18 protein-coding genes are annotated in these 20,778 nt (G+C 72.7%); 13 read left to right on the plus strand and 5 right to left on the minus strand.

The genetic code is table 11. From position 1 onward, the window contains the following. The first annotated feature begins 13 nt into the window (after window positions 1-13). Genes OG488_RS08455 through OG488_RS08475 form a run of 5 tightly spaced genes read left to right on the plus strand, consistent with a single transcriptional unit; the run spans window position 14 to window position 6,558 of the window. Complete coding sequence (locus OG488_RS08455) at window positions 14-958, plus strand: cobalamin biosynthesis protein (RefSeq protein WP_329227390.1); 945 nt, start codon at window positions 14-16, stop codon at window positions 956-958. Beyond that, a complete protein-coding gene (locus OG488_RS08460) occupies window positions 955-2,595 on the plus strand; it encodes a cobyric acid synthase (RefSeq protein ID WP_329227392.1) in 1,641 nt (546 codons plus the stop codon). Before OG488_RS08455 ends, OG488_RS08460 begins: the two co-directional genes overlap by 4 nt. Continuing rightward, the gene (locus OG488_RS08465) at window positions 2,592-4,619 is read left to right on the plus strand and encodes a putative cobaltochelatase (RefSeq protein WP_329227393.1); all 2,028 of its coding nucleotides are present in this window, start codon (window positions 2,592-2,594) and stop codon (window positions 4,617-4,619) included. Before OG488_RS08460 ends, OG488_RS08465 begins: the two co-directional genes overlap by 4 nt. Beyond that, complete coding sequence (gene cobO / locus OG488_RS08470; RefSeq protein WP_329227395.1) at window positions 4,619-5,218, plus strand: cob(I)yrinic acid a,c-diamide adenosyltransferase; 600 nt, start codon at window positions 4,619-4,621, stop codon at window positions 5,216-5,218. The genes OG488_RS08465 and cobO overlap by 1 nt, the downstream gene beginning before the upstream one ends. Beyond that, complete coding sequence (locus tag OG488_RS08475) at window positions 5,212-6,558, plus strand: cobyrinate a,c-diamide synthase (RefSeq protein ID WP_329227397.1); 1,347 nt, start codon at window positions 5,212-5,214, stop codon at window positions 6,556-6,558. Before cobO ends, OG488_RS08475 begins: the two co-directional genes overlap by 7 nt. Before the next feature lie 2 nt (window positions 6,559-6,560). On the opposite strand, the gene OG488_RS08480 is transcribed toward OG488_RS08475, so the two are convergent. Continuing rightward, window positions 6,561-7,283, minus strand: a complete 723-nt coding sequence (locus OG488_RS08480) for a ZIP family metal transporter (protein WP_329227400.1) — start codon at window positions 7,281-7,283, stop codon at window positions 6,561-6,563. Between the two features lie 145 nt (window positions 7,284-7,428). Here OG488_RS08480 and cobC point away from each other — a divergent pair, with 145 nt between their 5' ends. Then, entirely contained in the window at window positions 7,429-8,940 is a 1,512-nt protein-coding gene (gene cobC, locus OG488_RS08485; protein ID WP_329227402.1) for an Rv2231c family pyridoxal phosphate-dependent protein CobC, read from the plus strand. Window positions 8,941-9,003: 63 nt separating this feature from the next. On the opposite strand, the gene OG488_RS08490 is transcribed toward cobC, so the two are convergent. After that, a complete protein-coding gene (locus OG488_RS08490; protein WP_329227403.1) occupies window positions 9,004-10,143 on the minus strand; it encodes an SCO1860 family LAETG-anchored protein in 1,140 nt (379 codons plus the stop codon). A gap of 322 nt (window positions 10,144-10,465) precedes the next feature. Beyond that, entirely contained in the window at window positions 10,466-11,566 is a 1,101-nt protein-coding gene (locus OG488_RS08495; RefSeq protein WP_329227405.1) for an amidohydrolase family protein, read from the minus strand. Between the two features lie 103 nt (window positions 11,567-11,669). Here OG488_RS08495 and OG488_RS08500 point away from each other — a divergent pair, with 103 nt between their 5' ends. The 5 genes from OG488_RS08500 (at window position 11,670) to thpD (ending at window position 16,360) form a co-directional block, all read left to right on the plus strand. Beyond that, the gene (locus tag OG488_RS08500) at window positions 11,670-12,776 is read left to right on the plus strand and encodes a pyridoxal-phosphate-dependent aminotransferase family protein (protein WP_329227406.1); all 1,107 of its coding nucleotides are present in this window, start codon (window positions 11,670-11,672) and stop codon (window positions 12,774-12,776) included. Window positions 12,777-13,113: 337 nt separating this feature from the next. Next, window positions 13,114-13,638 (plus strand): diaminobutyrate acetyltransferase, encoded by a 525-nt coding sequence (gene ectA, locus OG488_RS08505; RefSeq protein WP_329227407.1) that lies wholly within the window; start codon window positions 13,114-13,116, stop codon window positions 13,636-13,638. 100 nt (window positions 13,639-13,738) lie between these two features. Further along, complete coding sequence (gene ectB, locus OG488_RS08510; protein WP_329227409.1) at window positions 13,739-15,001, plus strand: diaminobutyrate--2-oxoglutarate transaminase; 1,263 nt, start codon at window positions 13,739-13,741, stop codon at window positions 14,999-15,001. 62 nt (window positions 15,002-15,063) lie between these two features. Continuing rightward, window positions 15,064-15,462 (plus strand): ectoine synthase, encoded by a 399-nt coding sequence (locus OG488_RS08515; RefSeq protein ID WP_099176037.1) that lies wholly within the window; start codon window positions 15,064-15,066, stop codon window positions 15,460-15,462. A 4-nt stretch (window positions 15,463-15,466) separates the two neighbouring features. After that, window positions 15,467-16,360, plus strand: coding sequence for an ectoine hydroxylase (gene thpD, locus OG488_RS08520; RefSeq protein WP_329227410.1), 894 nt, complete (start codon window positions 15,467-15,469; stop codon window positions 16,358-16,360). Window positions 16,361-16,422: 62 nt separating this feature from the next. On the opposite strand, the gene OG488_RS08525 is transcribed toward thpD, so the two are convergent. Further along, the gene (locus OG488_RS08525) at window positions 16,423-17,502 is read right to left on the minus strand and encodes a zinc-binding dehydrogenase (RefSeq protein ID WP_329227412.1); all 1,080 of its coding nucleotides are present in this window, start codon (window positions 17,500-17,502) and stop codon (window positions 16,423-16,425) included. A gap of 72 nt (window positions 17,503-17,574) precedes the next feature. Between OG488_RS08525 and OG488_RS08530 the strand changes: the two genes are divergently transcribed. Further along, entirely contained in the window at window positions 17,575-18,138 is a 564-nt protein-coding gene (locus OG488_RS08530; RefSeq protein WP_329227413.1) for a TetR/AcrR family transcriptional regulator, read from the plus strand. 55 nt (window positions 18,139-18,193) lie between these two features. Beyond that, on the plus strand, window positions 18,194-19,201 hold the full coding sequence (locus tag OG488_RS08535; protein ID WP_329227416.1) for a VOC family protein: 1,008 nt from the start codon (window positions 18,194-18,196) through the stop codon (window positions 19,199-19,201). Window positions 19,202-19,204: 3 nt separating this feature from the next. Here the strand turns inward: OG488_RS08535 and OG488_RS08540 are convergent, their stop codons facing one another. Next, on the minus strand, window positions 19,205-20,764 hold the full coding sequence (locus OG488_RS08540; RefSeq protein ID WP_329227417.1) for a glycoside hydrolase family 53 protein: 1,560 nt from the start codon (window positions 20,762-20,764) through the stop codon (window positions 19,205-19,207). Between the last annotated feature and the right edge of the window lie 14 nt (window positions 20,765-20,778).

Below are 20,778 nucleotides of genomic sequence, written 5' to 3' on the forward strand. Positions count from 1 at the left end.
GGCCGGCTGAGCGGTGCGAGCCGACCGCATCTTCGCGTACGGCGCCACCGCCGGCCTGATCGGCGACCTGCTGCTCGGTGATCCCCGGCGGGGCCACCCCGTCGCCGCCTTCGGGCACGCCGCCGCGGCCGCCGAGAGCCGGCTCTGGCGCGACCACCGCGGCTGGGGCGCCCTGCACACGCTCGTCTGCGCCGGGGGCGCCACGGGCGCCGCCGCGCTGGCCGCCCGTGCCGTACGGAACCGTCCGGCCCTGGCCGTGGCGCTGACCGCCGCCGCCACCTGGTCCGTCGTCGGGGGTACGTCGCTGGGCCGGGAGGCCCGCGCCGTCGGCGGGGCGCTGGCCGCCGGGGACATAGAGCTGGCCCGCGAGCGGCTGCCGCATCTGTGCGGCCGCGATCCGCAGGCGCTGGACGGCCCGCAGATCGCCCGCGCGGTCGTCGAGTCCGTCGCCGAGAACACCTCCGACGCCGTGGTGGGGGCCCTGGTGTGGGGTGCGCTCGGCGGCGTGCCGGGGCTGGTCGGCTTCCGGGCCGTCAACACGCTCGACGCTATGGTCGGGCACAGGTCGCCCCGCCACCGGCGCTACGGCTGGGCGTCGGCCCGGCTCGACGACGTCGTCGGCTGGCCCGGGGCCCGGCTCACCGCCGCGCTCGCCGTGGCCGCCGGGGGGCGTCCGCACGACGCCGTACGGGCCTGGCGGGCGGACGCGGGACGGCATCCGAGCCCCAACGCGGGCCCCGTGGAGGCCTCGTTCGCGGGAGCGCTCGGCGTACGGCTCGGCGGGACCCTCGCGTACGGCGGACGGATCGAGCACCGGCCGGTGCTCAACGGGGAGGCCGGCCGCGAGGTGCGGGTCGCTGACATCGAACGCGCGGTGCGGCTGTCGCGCCGGGTGAGTGTGCTGGCCCTCGCCGTGTGTGCGGCGGGGCGCCTCGCCAGGGGACGGAGAGCCACATGAGCGGCGGACTGCTGGTCGCCGGAACGACGTCGGACGCGGGCAAGAGCGTCGTCACGGCCGGGATCTGCCGGTGGCTCGTGCGCCGGGGGGTGAAGGTCGCGCCGTTCAAGGCGCAGAACATGTCGCTGAACTCGTTCGTCACCCGTGAGGGGGCGGAGATCGGCCGCGCCCAGGCGATGCAGGCCCAGGCCGCCCGGGTGGAGCCGTCGGCGCTGATGAACCCGGTGCTGCTCAAGCCCGGCGGTGACCGCTCCAGCCAGGTCGTCCTGATGGGGAAGCCGGTCGGCGAGATGAGTGCGCGCGGCTACCACGGGGGACGCCAGGAAGCGCTGCTGGGGACGGTCACGGACTGTCTGGAGCAGCTGCGGTCCACCTACGACGCGGTGATCTGCGAGGGGGCGGGCAGTCCGGCCGAGATCAACCTGCGGCGCACGGACATCGTGAACATGGGCATCGCGCGGGCCGCCCGCTTCCCGGTGCTGGTCGTCGGGGACATCGACCGCGGCGGTGTGTTCGCCTCCTTCTTCGGTACGACGGCGCTGCTGAGCCCCGAGGACCAGTCGCTGATCGCGGGATACCTGGTCAACAAGTTCCGCGGTGACGTGTCCCTGCTGGAGCCCGGTCTCGACATGCTGCTCGGGCTCACCGGGCGGCCGGCGTACGGCGTGCTGCCGTACGCCCACGGGCTGGGCATCGACGAGGAGGACGGGCTGCGCGTCTCGATGCGCGGGACCGTGCGGGAGTCGGTGGTGGCACCGCCGCACGGCGAGGACGTGCTGCGGGTCGCGGTCTGCGCCGTACCGCTGATGTCCAACTTCACCGACGTGGACGCGCTGGCGGCCGAGCCGGGTGTGGTGGTGCGGTTCGTGGACCGGGCCGAGGAGCTCGTCGACGCGGACCTCGTGATCGTGCCCGGGACACGCGGCACCGTGAAGGCCCTCGCGTGGCTGCGGGAGCGGGGGCTCGCCGACGCGCTGGTCCGCCGGGCCGCCGAGGGCCGGCCGGTGCTGGGCATCTGCGGCGGTTTCCAGGTGCTGGGCGAGCGGATCGAGGACGACGTCGAGTCCCGGGCAGGGCTGGTCGAGGGGCTCGGGCTGCTGCCCGTACGCGTCCGCTTCGGCCGGGAGAAGGTCCTGGAGCGGCCCGTCGGGTCGGCGCTCGGGGAGCCGGTGGAGGGGTACGAGATCCATCACGGCGTCGCCGAGGTCCTGGGCGGCGAGCCGTTCCTGGACGGGTGCCGGGTGGGCGCGGTCTGGGGGACGCACTGGCACGGGTCGCTGGAGAGCGACGCGTTCCGGCGGGCGTTCCTCGGTGAGGTCGCGCGGGCGGCCGGGCGGCGGTTCGTCGCGGCGCCGGACACGAGCTTCGGGGCACTGCGGGAGGAGCAGCTGGACCGGCTGGGGGACCTGATCGAGGAACACGCGGACACGGACGCCCTGTGGAGGCTGATCGAGAAGGGGGCCCCGGAGGGGCTGCCGTTCCTCCCGCCGGGCGCGCCACCCGTGCCGGTCCCCGCCCGTCGGGCTCCCGCGGGGGCCCCGGACGGCGCCGGCCCGGCCCCGTCCGGCCGGGCGCCGGAACCCGGTGCCGCCGGGCCCGGCCGTACAGATGTGATCGCTACAGAGGAGGCTCCGTGAGTACGCCGTATCCCTTCACCGCCATCGTCGGGCAGGACGATCTGCGCCTCGGGCTCCTGCTCAACGCCGTCAGTCCCGCCGTCGGCGGGGTGCTGGTCCGGGGTGAGAAGGGCACCGCCAAGTCCACGGCCGTACGCGCGCTCGCCGCGCTCATGCCGGAGGTGGCGGTCGTGGCGGGATGCAGGTTCTCCTGCGACCCCGGCGCGCCCGATCCGGCGTGTCCCGACGGCCCCCACGAGGCGGGGGCGGGCGTGTCGCGCCCGGCGCGGACCGTGGAGCTCCCGGTCGGCGCGTCGGAGGACCGGCTCGTCGGGGCGCTCGACATCGAACGGGCGCTCTCCGAGGGTGTGAAGGCCTTCGAGCCGGGGCTCCTCGCCGACGCGCACCGCGGGATCCTGTACGTGGACGAGGTCAACCTGCTTCACGACCACCTGGTGGACCTGTTGCTCGACGCGGCGGCCATGGGCGCCTCCTACGTCGAGCGCGAGGGCGTCTCCGTACGGCACGCGGCCCGCTTCCTGCTGGTCGGGACCATGAACCCGGAGGAGGGCGAGCTCCGGCCGCAGCTGCTGGACCGCTTCGGGCTGACCGTCGAGGTGGCCGCCTCGCGCGAGACGGACCTGCGCGTGGAGGTCGTACGCCGCCGGCTCGCCTACGACGACGACCCGGCCGGGTTCGCCGCACGGTGGGCCGACGAGGAGGCCGCGTTGCGTGAGCGGATCGTCGCCGCGCGCGCCCTGCTGCCCCGTGTGGTGCTCGGCGACGGCGTGTTGCGGCAGATCGCGGCGACGTGTGCGGCGTTCGAGGTCGACGGGATGCGTGCCGACATCGTCATGGCCCGTACGGCGACGGCGCTGGCGGCGTGGGCGGGCCGGGACGAGGTCGTCGCGGACGACGTCCGGCAGGCCGCGCTCCTGGCACTCCCCCACCGGCGCCGGCGCAACCCGTTCGACGCGCCCGGGCTGGACGAGGACAAGCTGGACGAGGCCCTCCAGGACGCGGCGGACGGCGACGGCGGGGACGACGACCCGGACCCCGACGGGCCCGGCGGCGGGGTGCCCCCGCAGGGCGGTGGCCCCGACGACGGCGGTACCGACACGGGTGGTCCCGACGACGGCGGTACCGACGCGCCGGGCCCGGAGCAGAACGGGAGCGGCGACGCGCCCGCCCCGGGCGGCGGCGCCGGGGAGCAGCAGCCCGTGCGGGCCGGCGAGCCGTTCCGCACGAAGATGCTCAGCGTGCCCGGACTGGGTGAGGGCGCGGCCGGGCGACGGTCCCGGGCGCGTACCGAGCACGGGCGGACGACCGGCTCCCGGCGGCCCGAGGGGGCGCTGACGAAGCTGCACCTCGCGGCCACCGTGCAGGCGGCGGCGCCGCACCAGCGGGCGCGCGGCCGGACGGGCCGGGGGCTCGTCGTACGGCGGGACGACCTGCGGCAGGCGACGCGGGAGGGGCGCGAGGGGAACCTCGTGCTGTTCCTCGTGGACGCCTCCGGGTCGATGGCGGCCCGGCAGCGGATGAGCGCCGTGAAGGGCGCGGTGATGTCGCTGCTGCTGGACGCCTACCAGCGCCGGGACAAGGTGGGCCTGGTGACCTTCCGGGGCAAGGACGCCGAGGTGGTGCTGCCGCCGACCTCGTCGGTGGACGCGGCCGCCGCGCGGCTGGAGACGCTGCCGACCGGCGGGCGCACCCCGCTGGCCGCCGGGCTGCTGAAGGCGCACGACGTGCTGCGGGTGGAGCGGCTGCGGGATCCGTCGCGCCGGGCGCTGCTGGTCGTGGTCACGGACGGCCGGGCCACCGGGGGCGTCGATCCGGTGGCGCTGGCGGCGCGGGCCGGGAGGCTGCACGCCTCCGAGGGCACCGCTTCCGTCGTCGTGGACTGCGAGTCGGGGATCGTGCGCCTCGGTCTCGCCGCACAGCTCGCCCGGGATCTGGGGGGCAGCGCGGTCACGCTCGACGAGCTGCGCGCCGACTCGATCGCCGGGCTGGTCAAGGACATCACTGCTGCCGGGAGGGCCGCTTAATGCCACAGGGACAGCCGGTATCGGTACCGGACGACGGACTGACGACACGTCAGCGGCGCAACCGCCCGCTGCTGTTCGTCCACACGGGCATCGGCAAGGGCAAGTCGACGGCGGCCTTCGGGCTGGCCCTGCGGGCCTGGAACCAGGGCTGGCCGATCGGGGTGTTCCAGTTCGTGAAGTCGGCGAAGTGGAAGGTCGGCGAGGAGAACGCCCTGAAGGTGCTCGGGGCGAGCGGCGAGGGGGGCACCGTCGACTGGCACAAGATGGGCGAGGGGTGGTCGTGGGTCCAGCGTGACAATCAGCTGGACAACGAGGAGAAGGCCCGCGAGGGCTGGGAGCAGGTCAAGCGGGACCTGGCCGCCGAGACGTACAAGCTGTACGTGCTCGACGAGTTCGCCTATCCGATGCACTGGGGCTGGATCGACACCGACGAGGTCGTCGAGGTGATGCGCGACCGCCCGGGGACGCAGCATGTGGTGATCACGGGCCGGAACGCCCCGCAGAAGCTGGTCGACGCCGCGGACCTGGTGACGGACATGTCGAAGGTGAAGCATCCGATGGACGCGGGCCAGAAGGGCCAGAGAGGCATCGAGTGGTGAGCGTTCCTCGTCTGGTCATCGCCGCACCGGCCTCGGGCAGCGGCAAGACCACGGTCGCCACGGGCCTGATGGCGGCCTTCTCGGAGCGCGGCCTCGCGGTCTCCCCGCACAAGGTGGGGCCCGACTACATCGACCCGGGGTACCACGCGCTGGCCACCGGCCGGCCGGGGCGCAACCTCGACGCGTACATGTGCGGGCCGGATCTCGTCGCCCCGTTGTTCACGCACGGTGCGAGCGGCTGCGACCTGGCCGTCGTCGAAGGGGTGATGGGCCTGTACGACGGGGCGTCGGGGCAGGGCGAACTCGCCTCGACCGCCCAGGTGTCCAAGCTGCTGCGGGCGCCGGTCGTGCTGGTGGTCGACGCGTCGTCCCAGTCCCGTTCGGTCGCGGCCCTCGTGCACGGATTCGCCTCCTGGGACCCGGAGGTGCGCATAGGCGGGGTGATCCTGAACAAGGTGGCGTCCGACCGTCACGAGGCGCTGCTCCGCGAGGCGCTCGACGAGTCCGGGCTGCCGGTGCTCGGGGTGCTGCGGCGGGCGCCGCAGGTGGCGACCCCGTCGCGCCATCTGGGGCTGGTGCCGGTCGCCGAGCGGCAGACCGACGCGCTCGACGCCGTACGGGCGATGGGCGACCGCGTACGCGAGGGCTGCGACCTGGACGCCCTGATGGCGCTGGCCCGTTCGGCCCCCGCCCTGCCGGACGAGGCGTGGGAGCCGGAGCGGCGTCCCGCCTCGGCGGTGCGGCCGGTGGTGGCCGTGGCGGGCGGCGCGGCGTTCACCTTCGCCTACGCCGAGCACGCCGAGCTGCTCACCGCGGCGGGCGCGGAGGTGGTCGTCTTCGACCCCCTGCGCGACGAGAAGCTGCCCACAGGCACGGCGGGGCTGGTCGTCGGCGGCGGATTCCCCGAGGTGTACGCGCCGGAGCTGTCGGCGAACGAGCCGCTGCGGCGGGCGGTGACCGCTCTGGCCCTGTCCGGCGCGCCGGTGGCCGCGGAGTGCGCCGGGCTGCTCTACCTGGCCCGTGAGCTCGACGGGCGGCCGATGTGCGGGGTGCTGGACGCCTCGGCCCGGATGTCCGAGCGGCTGACGCTCGGCTACCGGCAGGCCGTGGCGGTGTCGGACAGCGTGCTGGCGGTGGCCGGGACCCGGCTGCGCGGTCACGAGTTCCACCGGACGGTGCTGGAGCCCGGGGCCGGGGCGACGCCCGCCTGGGGCCTGCACCAGCCGGAGCGGCGGGTGGAGGGCTTCGTGCAGCGGGGCGTGCACGCGAGCTATCTGCACACGCACTGGGCGGCCTCCCCGGAGATCGCCCGGCGTTTCGTGGAGCGGTGCGGGGGGTGACGTCACTCCGCGATGCCGACCACCAGCCAGATGAAGCCCACCCCCGCGACGGTGCACAGCAGCGTGGAACGGGCCGGGTGGTCGTGGTGCGCCTCGGGGAGGATCTCGGCGGCGGCGAGGTAGAGGAGCGCCCCTCCGAAGAAGCCGAGATAGCAGCCGAGCAGTTCCTCCGGAAGGGTGAACAGCAGGGTGGTCGCCGCGCCCACGATCGGGGCGAGGGCGTCCGCGTACAGCATCAGGAGCGCCTTGCGGCGGGCGTTCCCGTAGAGGCTGGTGATCGTGTACGTGTTGAAGCCGTCGGCGAAGTCGTGGGTGATGACGGCGAGCGCGACGGCGGCCCCCATGCCGCCGCCGATCTGGAACGCGGCGCCGAGCGCGACACCGTCCATCAGGCTGTGGCCGACCATCGCGGCCGCCGCCGTCAGCCCCACCTGCGGCACCCGTTCCTCGCCCGCCCCGTGTGCCGCCTGGCGTACGGCGAGCGATCGCTCGACGAGATGGGCCGTCAGGAAGCCGCCCACGAAGAGCAGCAGGGCGGCGGGGACGCCGAAGACGACTCCACCGGCGGCCTCCACCGCCTCGGGCAGCAGGTCGAGGCCGACGACGCCCAGCATCAGTCCGCCGGCGAAGCCGAGCACGAGGTGGCGGCGGTCGCTGACGCGCTGCGCGACCCAGCCGCCCGCCAGGGTCATCAGGAACGCGCCGAGCGCGACGAATACCGCCATGGGCCCTTGCTAGCCGATCGGCACCGCTTCCCGCACCTCAGGCCGGCCTGACCCACGTCCGCGTGTCCCGTGTCCCCGGTCTGCTGCCTCCTTGTCCTCTTGTCTCTTTGTCTCCTTGTCCGTGCCCGCGAAAGGACCTCCTCCCATGAACCGAGCGGCGCTCGTCGTCGGTGTCGGCGCCCGTCGGGGCGTCCCGGCCGAGGAGGTGCTGGGGCTGATCCGGACGACGCTGGAGGAGGCCGGGCTCGCGGTCGGCGACGTGGTCGAGCTGGCCACGCTCGACAGCCGGGCGGACGAGCCGGGGATCGCCGGCGCCGCCGTACGCCTGGGGGTGCCCGTGCGGGCGTACACGGCCGACGTGCTGGCGGAGGTCCCGGTGCCCCATCCGTCGGCTGTTCCCCGTGCGGCGGTGGCCACCGGGTCCGTGGCGGAGGCCGCGGCGCTCGTGGACGCCGGTGAACTGCTCGTATCCAAAAGGAAGTCGGCCTCGGCGACCTGCGCCGTCGCCCTCCGGACACGACCGGCCGGAACCTCGGCATCGACGAATGGCGCCGAGCCGTCCACCATGGCTGCCATGCTGCCCCCCACGAAGCACATCGAGAGCGCCGGGCCCGATCTGCGGCACCACGGCGACGAGGAAGTACGCGGCCTGGATCTGACCGACCTCGCCGTGAACGTACGGACCCACACGCCCCCGGACTGGCTGCGGGAGCGCATAGCCGCGTCGCTGGGCTCGCTGGCCGCCTATCCGGACGGCCGGCCCGCACGGACTGCGGTCGCCGGGCGGCACGGGCTGCCCGAGGAGCATGTCCTGCTCACGGCGGGCGCGGCCGAGGCGTTCGTGCTGATCGCGCGGGCGCTGCCCGCCCGCAGGCCGGTCGTCGTGCACCCGCAGTTCACCGAGCCGGAGGCGGCCCTGCGCGCCGCGGGGCACGAGGTGCGACGGGTGGTGCTGCGCCCGGAGGACGGCTTCCGGCTCGATCCGGCGGCGGTGCCCGAGGACGCGGACCTGGTGGTGGTCGGCAATCCGACCAACCCGACGTCCGTCCTGCACCCCGCGGACGTACTGGAGCGGCTGGCGCGGCCCGGCCGGACGCTGGTGGTCGACGAGGCGTTCATGGACGCCGTTCCGGGCGAGCGCGAGGCCCTGTGCGACCGCCAGGACCTCCCCGGGCTCGTCGTCCTGCGGAGCCTGACGAAGACCTGGGGACTCGCGGGCCTGCGGATCGGCTACGTGCTGGCCGATCCGGCGACGGTCGCGCTGCTGCAGGAGGCGCAGCCGCTCTGGCCGGTCTCCTCCCCCGCGCTGGCGGCGGCCGAGGCGTGCATGGAGCCGCGTGCGCTGGTCGAGGCGGCGGACGCGGCGGACCGGATCGCCGTGGACCGGGCCCATCTGCTGGCCGGACTGGCGGAGTTCAGCGAGGTGCAGGTGATGGAGCCGGCCGCGGGGCCGTTCGTGCTGCTGCGGCTGGACCGGGCGGACGAGGTGCGTCACCTCCTGCGCTCACGCGGGTTCGCCGCGCGGCGCGGGGACACGTTCCCCGGGCTGGGCAGCGAGTGGCTGCGGCTCGCCGTACGCGACCGGGTCACGACCAACCGGTTCCTGCAGGCGCTCGACCTGGCCCTGCAGTGCCTGCCCCGGAGAACCGCCGGCTGACGGCTTCCCGGGGGAGGTGAGCGGTGCCCTGCGCTGCGGGCACCGCTCTCCGTGCGGTGGGGGTCAGCCCCGGGCGCGCCTGCGGGCGATGACCGTGGCACCGGCGCCGGCCGCCAGCAGGACGGCTGCGCCACCCGCGATGTACGGGGTCGACGTGCCGGCTCCCGTCTCGGCGAGGTCACCGGCGCCGGAGGCCTGGACCGGGTCCGTGCCCGTCTGCGGCTTCACGTCGACGGGCCCCTCCTTGCCACCGCTTCCGGCGGTGCCGCCCGTGCCACCGGAACCGCTGTCGCCGCCCGTCGACCCGCCGTCACCGGAGGCGCCGCCGTCACCGGAGCCCCCGTTCCCCGAACCCCCGTCGCCCGAGCCGCCATTGTCCGAGCCGCCCTCCTCGGAGCCCCCGTTCTCCGAACCCCCGTTGCCCGAACCCCCGTCCTCGGAACCGCCGTTGCCCGATCCGCCGTGACCGGAACCGCCCCCGCGCCCGGGCGTCTCGCAGGTGGCTTCGGCCAGGATGACCTCGCCCTCCACCTCGGCCACGTTCAGCTTCAGCGGATTGACGGACACACGCAGTCGCAGAGCCGTCGCGGCCGCCGTCCGCGTGGTGGTTTCGGTCTTCGACAGGTCGAGCGTCACGTCACCGACGCCCGGCACCTCGACCCTGGTCGTGCCGCCCGACGTCAGCCGGACCCTCTTGCCGAGCACCGACACGTGCCCCAGCACGTTCGATTCCGCGACCGGCTTGCGCCCCTTCTCGCACAGTGCCTTGGAGGTGACCTCCTCGACCTCGATCAGCGAGAGCAGCGGAAGACCCGGGACATGCACCCGCGCGGCGACGAGGTTCGTGTACCCCTCCGCCTTGCGGGCGTCCACCGTCGCGTTCGCCGTGGCGACATCGGCCTTCAGCACGTGGATGGGACGGCCCTTCTCGGCGCCGTCGAGCTCCACGCTGAGCGCGGTCTCCTCCGCGCTCGCCGGCGCGTGCACCTCGTTGAGCGTGGCCTCGAGCGGCACCTGGACCGACTTGTTCAGGAGGGAGACGTCGAGCCCGGCGCGGAGGACGACCGCGCTCGCCTTTCCGTGGCCGCCGCCCGGGGTGGCCGGGCTCGTCGCGGTGGCTGCGTGCGCGGGGACGGCGACGAGCAGGGCGACGGGAGCGGCGGCGATCGCCAGGGCGGCCAGACGGAAGGTGTTGCTGTTCAAGATGGTGGAACCCCCACAAGAGACATGGAGCCGCCGGCGCCGTCCAATGGGGGACATCGCGGGCACCGGTGGCCTCGACTCCGTGAATCTTTACGCACAGAGAGTGAACTGGCGGATACCTTCCGCCAGTTCACTCCAAAGAGGGGTTTCCGCGTGCACATTCGAATCCACCGGCACAGGAGTTCTTCTCAATCACCCGTTTCACGGCCTCAGGGGCGCACTCGGTGGGCACGTCGGAGCGTGTGCCGGAGTGCTTCAACGAGAGGCAGGGCGCCGGGTCACCGCCGGTCAACACGGCGCCCGTTCCGGGGTCAACCGGTGATCAGCCCATCACCCTCCCGTTGAGCACCACCCTCCGAGGGGACGCCAGCACCCGTACGTCCGCCCTCGGGTCCTCGTCGTAGACCACCAGGTCCGCCGGGGCGCCTTCCTCGAGCGCCGGACGGCCGAGCCAGCGGCGCGCGCCCCAGGCCGTCGCGGAGAGCGCGTCGATCGCCGGGATGCCGGCCTTCACCAGTTCGGCGACCTCGTCCGCGATCAGGCCGTGGGCCAGCGAGCCGCCCGCGTCCGTGCCCGTGAAGATCGGGATCCCGGCGTCGTACGCCGCGCGCACGGTCTCGTACCGGCGCTCGTGGAGCCGCCGCATGTGGGCGGACCAGCGGGGGTACCTGACCTCGCCGGCCTCGGCGAGGCCGGGGAAGGTGGCGATGTTGACGAGGGTCGGGACGATCGCCACCCCGCGCTCCGCGAAGAGCGGGACGGTGTCCTCGGTCAGCCCCGTCGCGTGCTCGATGCAGTCGATCCCGGCCTCCACCAGATCCCGCAGCGCCGCCTCGGCGAAGCAGTGGGCGGTGACCCGGGCGCCGAGCCGGTGCGCCTCGGCGATGGCGGCCTCGACCTCGCCGCGGGGCCAGCAGGCCGTCAGGTCCCCTGCGTCCCGGTCGATCCAGTCGCCCACCAGCTTCACCCAGCCGTCACCGCGGCGCGCTTCCCTCGCGACGTAGGCGACGAGGTCGCCGGGCTCGATCTCATGGGCGAAGTTGCGGATGTAACGGCGGGTCCTGGCGATGTGCCGACCCGCCCTGATGATCTTCGGCAGGTCCTCGCGGTCGTCCACCCAGCGGGTGTCGGAGGGTGACCCGGCGTCCCGGATGAGCAGGGTGCCCGCCTCGCGGTCGGTGAGGGCCTGCTTCTCGCTGGTCGCCGCGTCGACGGGGCCCTGGTGGCCGAGGCCGACATGGCAGTGCGCGTCGACGAGGCCGGGCAGCACCCACCCGGTGAGCGTCGGCGCACCGTCCGCACCCGGCGGCCTCTCGTAGGTGATCCGCCCGTCGACCGCCCAGAGCCCGTCCTTCACCTCGTCCGGTCCGACGAGTACCCGCCCCTTGATCCGCAGCACCGGCGCCACCTCGTGATCACTCATGGACAGCACTGTACGAGGCGGTCCTCACGGGGCCCGGAGAGGTGCTGGGTACCCTCGACGCAGGCGCTGACCGCGCACCGGCCGACCCGAAGAGAGCACCACCGTGACGCACCCATTCCTCGACCTCGCCCCGCTCACCGCCGCGCGTTTCGCGGCGATCGAGCGGCGGGTGGCCGACCTCCTCGCCACCGAGCAGGACGTCGTCATCATGCAGGGTGAGGCGCTGCTGCCCCTCGAAGGCTGCATCCGGGGCGGCGCCCGGCCCGGCTCGACCGCGCTGAACGTCGTCACCGGGCCGTACGGCCAGACCTTCGGCGACTGGCTGCGCGACTGCGGCGCCGAGGTCGTCGACCTCGCCGTCCCCTTCCACTCCGCGGTCACCGCCGAGCAGGTCGAGCGGGCGCTCGCGGAGCACCCGGAGATCGACTTCGTCTCCCTGGTGCACGCCGAGGCGGCGACCGGAAACACCAACCCGGTCGGGGAGATCGGCGAGGTGGTCCGGGCGCACGGTGCGCTGTTCATGGTGGACGCCGTCGCCTCGGTGGGTGCGGAGCCGCTGCTGGTCGACGCCTGGGGCGTGGACCTGTGCGTCATCGGGGCGCAGAAGGCCATGGGCGGCCCGGCCGGGGTGTCCGCGGTGTCGGTGAGCGCGCGGGCGTGGGAGCGGATGGCCGCCAACCCGAAGGCCCCGCGTCAGTCGTACCTCTCGCTGCTCGACTGGAAGGCGCGCTGGATCGACGGGGGCCGGACGGCGCTGCCGCACGCTCCGGCACAGCTGGAGATGCTGGCGCTCGACGCGTGCCTGGAGCGGATCGCGACCGACGGGCTGGACACCGTCATGGCGCGCCACGCCTCGGCGGCGGCGGCGACCCGGGCGGGTGCCACGGCGCTCGGCGGCGGGCTGGAGCCGTACGTCCACGACGCCCGTGACGCGGCTCCGGTCGCCACGACCCTGCGCACGCCGGCGGGTGTGGACGCCGCGGAGCTGGTCGGGCGGGCGCTCGCGGCCGACCCCTCGCTGCCGCTGATCGCGGGCGGCGGGGCGCTCTCCAAGGAGATGGTCCGGGTCAACCACTACGGCGTGGACGCGACGCGGGACGTGGTGCTGTCGGCCCTCGAGGCCCTGGGCACCGCGCTGGCCGGCGCGGGCCGTACGGCCGATCTCGAGGCTGCCCGCGCAGCCGTGGAGGAAACCTGGCCGAAGAGCTGAATTCATTTCGGCCGGGCCAGGAAGCAATTCCAGGGACAAAAAAGGGGAGCTGCTTTTCCGGGAGCAGCTCCCCGCATTCTTCTTCCCGCTCCTCCCCTCCCTAAACGCAGCAGTTCCGACGGGGCGGTTCCGCACAATCCGAACAGGTGTCACGACGGTTACGGACCTGTGACCGACTCCACACCGTCACCCATTTGGGCGAAAAATTCAGGGCAAAATGGTTGAAACCTTCACCCTGCTGTGGGCGGCCCGCGCCCGCGTGATAGCACAGGAGGCCCCTTCACCCAACCCCTTCTGACGATGCAATTTTGATTTTTGCTGGGTAAATTCAATTCACATGACCGCCGCACCAGCAGACTTTGCAAGTGCCCGAAGCGAATTCATCAGAATCGACGCCCCGCGAGTGGAGGACGGAGCTGCGATCTGGCGCATTGCCCGCGACTCCGAGGTCCTGGACCTCAACTCCTCGTACAGCTACCTGCTGTGGTGCCGTGACTTCGCGGCGACCTCCGTGGTCGCCCGCGACGAGAACGGCGACCCGGTCGCCTTCGTGACCGGGTACATCCGCCCCGACCGCCCCGAGACGCTCGTCGTCTGGCAGGTGGCCGTGGACCAGGCCCACCGTGGCAAGGGACTGGCGGCCACGCTGCTGGACGCGCTGACCACCCGCGTCGCCTCCGACCAGGGACTGGCATCGGTCGAGACGACCATCACCCCGGACAACACCGCCTCCGACCGGCTGTTCACCAGCTTCGCCCAGCGGCACGACGTGCCCCTGGAGCGCGAGGTCCTCTTCGACGGGTCGCTGTTCCCCGAGGGAACGCACCTGCCGGAGGTGCTGTACCGCATCGGTCCGTTCTAGAGCCTCCGACGCCCCTTCCGCGCCCCGCCCGGGCGCGGTTCCCCGGGGCATGCCTGACCCGCAGCCCGTCACACCACCCCCCTCGAGCAGGAGATTCGCTGTGACCATCACCCCGCCCGCCCTGAGCGTCTTCGAGAGCCTTGAGTCGGAAGTCCGCAGCTACTGCCGCAGCTGGCCCGCGGTGTTCGACCGTGCACAGGGTGCCCGGCTCACGGACGAGGACGGCCACTCGTACCTGGACTTCTTCGCCGGTGCCGGATCCCTCAACTACGGGCACAACAACCCGGTGCTGAAACGCGCGCTGATCGACTACATCGAGCGCGACGGCATCACCCACGGCCTGGACATGGCCACGACGGCCAAGCGGGCGTTCCTCGAGACCTTCGAGAACGTGATCCTGCGTCCCCGTGACCTGCCGTACAAGGTGATGTTCCCCGGCCCGACCGGCACCAACGCCGTCGAGTCGGCGCTGAAGCTCGCCCGCAAGGTCAAGGGCCGCGAGTCCGTCGTCTCGTTCACCAACGCCTTCCACGGCATGTCGCTCGGTTCGCTCGCCGTGACCGGCAACGCCTTCAAGCGGGCCGGCGCCGGCATCCCGCTGGTCCACGGCACCCCGATGCCGTTCGACAACTACTTCGACGGCCAGGTGCCCGACTTCCTCTGGTTCGAGCGGCTCCTGGAGGACCAGGGTTCCGGGCTGAACAAGCCCGCCGCCGTGATCGTGGAGACCGTGCAGGGCGAGGGCGGCATCAACGTCGCCCGGGCCGAGTGGCTCCGCGCGCTCCAGGACCTGTGCCACCGCCAGGACATGCTCCTGATCGTCGACGACATCCAGATGGGCTGCGGCCGGACCGGCGGCTTCTTCTCCTTCGAGGAGGCCGGCATCGTCCCGGACATCGTGACGCTGTCGAAGTCCATCAGCGGCTACGGCCTGCCGATGTCGCTCTGCCTGTTCAAGGGCGAGCTGGACGTCTGGGAGCCGGGCGAGCACAACGGCACCTTCCGCGGCAACAACCCGGCGTTCGTCACCGCCGCGGCCACGCTCGACGCCTACTGGGCCGACGGCCAGATGGAGAAGCAGACCCTGGCCCGCGGCGAGCAGGTCGAGCAGACGCTGCTGGCGATCTGCGGCGAGGACGACACCGCACAGTTCCGCGGCCGCGGACTGGTCTGGGGCCTGGAGTTCACCGACCCCGAGCGCGCCTCCGCCGTCTGCAAGCGCGCCTTCGAGCTGGGCCTGCTGCTGGAGACCTCCGGCCCGCAGTCCGAGGTCGTGAAGCTGCTCCCGCCGCTGACCGTCACCCCCGATGAGCTGGAGGAGGGCCTGCGCACGCTGGCCCGCTCCGTCCGAGAGACCGCCTGAGCGGGGCACTCCCCCGCATAGGCACCACTGAGCAGGACAGAAGAGAAAGGCACCATCCCACCGTGATCGTCCGATCTTTCAGTGACATCGAGAACACCGACCGGCACATCAAGTCCGCTTCAGGTACCTGGGAGAGCAAGCGCATCGTGCTCGCCAAGGAGAAGGTGGGCTTCTCGCTCCACGAGACCGTGCTGTACGCGGGCACGGAGACGTCGATGTGGTACGCGAACCACATCGAGGCCGTTCTGTGCACCGAGGGCGAGGCCGAGCTCACCAACGACGAGACCGGCGAGAAGCACTGGATCTCCCCCGGGACGATGTACCTGTTGAACGGGCACGAGCACCACACGCTGCGGCCCAAGACCGACTTCCGCTGCGTGTGCGTCTTCAATCCCCCCGTCACCGGACGGGAGGACCATGACGAGAACGGTGTATACCCGCTGCTGACAGAGGAGGGCTGAGCCCATGACCACCGATGTACGCGCCGATCTGTACCCCTCGCGCGGCGCCGCCGAGATGACCACTCCCCGCCAGGACCCGGTCATCTGGTCCGCGCCGGGCGCGCCCGGTCCGATCACCGCGAAGGATCTCCAGGGCTTCGAGGAGAACGGCTTCCTCACCGTCGACCAGCTCGTCGCCCCCGACGAGGTCTCCGTCTACCGGGCGGAGCTGGACCGGCTCGTCGACGATCCGCTGGTCCGTGCCGACGAGCGCTCGATCATCGAGCCGAAGTCGCAGAGCGTGCGGTCCGTCTTCGAGGTCCACAAGCTCAGCGAGGTCTTCGCAAAGCTCGTCAGCGACGAGCGCGTCGTGGGCCGCGCCCGCCAGATCCTCGGCTCCGACGTGTACGTCCACCAGTCCAGGATCAACGTCAAGCCGGGCTTCGGTGCCTCGGGCTTCTACTGGCACTCGGACTTCGAGACGTGGCACGCCGAGGACGGCCTCCCCCACATGCGGACGGTGTCCGTCTCGATCGCGCTGACCGAGAACTTCGACACCAACGGCGGGCTGATGATCATGCCCGGCTCGCACAAGTCGTTCGTCGGCTGCGCGGGCGAGACGCCGAAGGACAACTACAAGAGGTCCCTGCAGATGCAGGACGCCGGCATCCCGTCGGACGAGGTCCTGACGAAGCTGGCCGACCGGCACGGCATCAAGCTCTTCACGGGCAAGGCCGGTTCGGCGACCTGGTTCGACTGCAACGCGATGCACGGGTCGGGGGACAACATCACCCCCTACGCCCGGAGCAACGTCTTCATCGTGTTCAACAGCGTGGACAACCTGGCGCAGGAGCCCTTCGCGGCTCCGATCCGCCGGCCCGAGTTCATCGGGGCACGCGACTTCACGCCGGTGAAGTAGCGGCGTACGGAAGGGGCGGGACGCGTCGGGCGTCCCGCCCCTTCCGGCGTTCTCCGCACAGGTCAGCTCCCTGTGCCGGGCGGGCTCTCCTCCCAGGGGTGCAGGACGATCTTTCCCACGTGGACCCTCCGGGCGAGCTCCTCCTGTGCCCGGGCGGCCTGGTCCAGCGGGAACGTCGCCGCGACGACGGGCCGGATCCCACCGCGACGGGCCAGGTCCATGAGGAGGGCGAAGTGGGTCGGCGTGTGCATCGCGGAACCGATCACCTGCACGTTGTGCAGGTAGAGACGGCGCACGTCGAAGGCCACGTCGTACCCGCCGAGTGCTCCGGCGACGACCCACCGGCCGCCTTCGCGCAGCAGGGGCAGCGCGTCGCTCACCAGGTCGCCGGCGACGACGTCGAGGGCGACGTCGATGCCCTCCGGGGCGGCGGCGCGGATCTGCCCGGCGACGTCCCGGGCGCGGTCGAGGACGTGGTGCGCGCCCGCCTCACGCACCGCGTCGATCTTGGATCCGCTGCTGACGGCCAGCACCCTCGCGCCCCGCGCGCGGGCGAGCTGGATCAGCGCGATGCCGACACCGCCGGACGCCCCCGAGACCAGGACGGTCTCGCCCTCGCGCAGCCGGCCCCGTTCGATCATGCCCAGCGCCGTGCCGTAGGCGGTGGGCAGGGTCGCGAGCTGGTCGTCCGTGAGCGGGGAACCCGTCACGTCGTGCACCTGCGTCGCCGGCGCGGTCACGTACGCGGCGTAACCGCCGTCGCGTTCGCTCCCCATCAGGCCCACCGGGTTCGCGTCCGGACCCTCGCTGTCGTAGAGCGCCGGGTCGACGACCACCCGGCGGCCGACGAGGCCCGTGTCCACGCCGTCGCCCACCGCCACGACCCGGCCGGCCACGTCGGCGCCCTGGATGCGCGGGAAGGCGATCGGGCCGCGCCAGCCGGACACGGCCTCCGGCTCTCCCGGGCGGCCGTAGGCGCCCTCCCGGGTCCACAGGTCGGTGTTGTTCAGCGCCACCGCGCCGACCCGGACCAGTGTCTCTCCCGCCCGCGGGGCGGGCACGGCCACCTCCACCTGCTCGAGGACCTCCGGTCCTCCGTGCCCTGTGATCCGCACGGCGCGCATGACCTCGGGCTCACCCATCACCGACCTCCTCGTAGGTATACTGATCTGTGAACACATCCCACGGTACACCGATCGGTGAAGAGGCGGCCCATGCAGCGCACACGACCCTTGACGCCGGCCGGCCGGCGCATCGTCGCGGCAGCCGAGGAGCTGTTCTACGGGCGGGGGATCACCGCGGTCGGCGTGGATCTGATCGCCGAGCGCTCCGGGGTGACCAAGCGGACCCTCTACAACCAGTTCGGCTCCAAGGACCAGCTCGTGGCGGCGTACCTCATGGAGCGTGACCAGCGCTGGCGGTCGCTGGTCCGCGCCGCCGTCGAGGCCTGCGACAGCCCCGTCGAGGCCGTCACCGCGCCCTTCGACGCGCTGCGGACCTGGACCGGGACCAACCCCCGCGGGTGCGCGTTCACCAACGCCCTGGCCGAGCTCCCGGACACCGCGCATCCCGCGTACGGCATCGCCGCGAACCAGAAGCTCTGGCTGCTGAACCTGTTCGTGGAACTCGCCACCGCGGCGGGCTGTTCACGCCCCGCCACCCTCGCCGCCCAGCTCCTCGTGCTGCACGAGGGCGCTCTCGCCACGCAGCCCCTCCCGCTGGACACCCTCCCGGACAGCGCCGACCTCGCCCGGGCCCTGGTGAGAGCCGCCACCTGACCGCGGCTCTCAAACCGCTGGACCCGGGGCCCCGTCCACGACGACAGTGGCGCCCATGACATCGCTCGTACAGCACATCACCATCGACTGCGCCGACGCCTACGAACTGGCCCTCTTCTGGGCCGAGGTGCTCGGTTCCCCTCTCTCCGACGACGACGCGCCCGGTGACCCCGAGGCGCTCGTCGAGTCGCCCCGTGGGGCACTGCTCTTCGTCACGGTGCCCGAAGCCAAGAGCACCAAGAACCGGATCCACCTCGACCTGCGCCCCGAGGAGCGCACCCGCGACGAGGAGGTCGAGCGGCTGCTGGCACTGGGCGCCACGCTGGTCGCCGACCACCGCAAGCCGAACGGCCGGGGCTGGGCGACACTGGCCGACCCCGAGGGAAACGAGTTCTGCGTGGAGTGCGGTGCGCGCGAACGGGCCGCGCTGACCGGAGCCCGGCTGCCCGTCACCGCCGACGACGTCACGCTGGCGGTGCGGCTGGCGGTCGACACCCTCGCGACGTCCCCGGCGGACGACTGGCGCATCCCGGCGGGATCGCTGGAGTGGGACTGCTGGGAGACGGTCGAGCACCTGAGCGACGACCTCTTCGCGTACGCGGTCCAGCTGGGCGGGCGCAGGCCCCCGCAGGACCGCGAGGTGCCGTACCGGTACGGGCCCGACCGTGAGGGCGGCCCCTGGAACTCGATCTTCGCGAACCCTGAGGCGGGGACGTCCGGGCTGCTCCAGACGCTGGAGTCGAGCGGCGCCCTCCTGACGGCGATGGTGCGGACGACCCCTTCGGACGTCCGCTCCCACCACGTGTTCGGGCTCTCCGACCCGGAGGGCTTCGCCGCGATGGGCATCGTGGAGACCCTCGTGCACACCTACGACGTGGCCTCGGGGCTGTCGCTCTCCTGGGCGCCTCCCCGGGACCTCTGCGACCGGGTGCTGGCCCGGCTCTTCCCCGACGCCCCGGACGACGACGACCGGTGGACGGTCCTGCTCTGGTCCACCGGCCGCGCCGGTCTGCCGGGCCGCGACCGTGTCACCTCGTGGAAGTGGCACGGCGCGCCGCTGTAGGGGCTACCGGTGGGAGAACCAGCCGGCCGCCGGGAGCAGCCTGCCGTTGCGGTCGAACACCGCCTGGTTCTCCCAGGCGTTGCCCGAGGCCGGGTCCGCCGGGTCCCAGCCGCTGCCGGTGACGGCGGTCCACGCGGGCTCCCAGTAGACGGCTCCCAGGCCCCGGCCGTTCGGGACGGCCTCGACGACGTTCATGACGTCCCTGAGGTTCGCCGCCTGGCCGGCCGGGGTCGCCGGGTAGCCGCTGACCAGCTGGCTCGCGGTGGCGACGTTGTTCTCCAGGCCGTCGGCGTTCGCGAGCGTGTGGGCGTAGGCCGTCTCGGCGACCATCACCGGCTTCCCGTAGCGGGAGGCGGCGTCGTCGAGGTTGGTCTGGAGCTCCGACAGCGAGCCGTGCCAGTAGCCGTAGTACGAGAGGGCGATGACGTCGAACGGCACCTTCTGGGCCACGGCGTTGTCGAACCACCAGCGGGTGCCCGCGTTGTCGCCGCCCTCGGCGAGGTGCAGGGCGACCTTCGTGCCGGAGGAGACCGCCTTGGCGGCGTTCGCCCCGGAGGTGATCAGTCCGGCCAGCTGGGACCAGTTGTCGGTCGAGCCCTCCGGCCAGAGCATGCCGCCGTTGATCTCGTTGCCGATCTGCACCATGTCGGCCGTGGTGCCCTGGGCCTTGAGCGCGTTCAGCACGTCGTAGGTGTGGTTGTAGACGTCGGTGCGCAACTGGCTGTAGCCGTGTCCGGCCCAGGCGGCGGGCTTGTTCTGCTTGCCCGGGTCGGCCCAGGCGTCGGAGTAGTGGAAGTCGATGAGCGTCTTCATGCCGAGGGCCTTGGCGCGCTTGGCCATGGCGAGGACGTGGGCCTTGTCGTTGTAGCCGTCGGCGGGGTTCACCCACACCTTCAGCCGTACGTAGTTCATCCCGGAGCTCTTGAGGATGCTCATGGCGTCCCCGGCGGCGCCGCTCGCGTTGCTGTACGTGGCGCCGTGGGCCTCGTTCTTCGGGAGGGTGGAGAGGTCACCTCCCCTGACGCTCAGCCCGGTGGTTCCGGTGGTGAAGGTGATGTCGTCGAAGTTGGCCCACTCCCCCGCGTGGGCGTCGGAGTTGAGGCTGATCGTGCAGGCCCCGCCGGTGACCTTGACGGAGGTGACGAGCCGGACCCAGGCCCCGTTCGCCGTCGGGGGCAGGTCGGTGCGCTGCTCGGCGGCTCCGCAGTTGCGCAGGGCGAGGTAGGCGGCGTTCTGGCCTCCGCCGGAGCGGACCCAGGCGCTGAGCGTGTACGTGCCGTCGGTGAGGCCGCTCAGGTACTGGTAGGTCTCGACCTTGTACGCCGAGGCCGACCAGTGGCTGAGCCGCGTGCTGCCTCCGTGGCCGCCCGCCTCGGTGAAGGAGGCGGCGTTCTGGCCTCCGGCCGAGTACGTCGACCAGCCGGTGGCGCCCGACTCGAAGCCGGTGTTGACGGGGGCGGTGGCCGCGTGGGCGGTCTGCGCGGGAAGTGCGGCGAACACGAGGCCGGAAAGTGCGGCCACCGCCCCGGCCGCCTTCGCGCGGGTGTGCGTCGTTCCGTACATCGTCGATGTCCCTT

The sequence above is a fragment of the Streptomyces sp. NBC_01460 genome (genome assembly GCF_036227405.1).
Classification (GTDB): Bacteria; Actinomycetota; Actinomycetes; order Streptomycetales; family Streptomycetaceae; genus Streptomyces.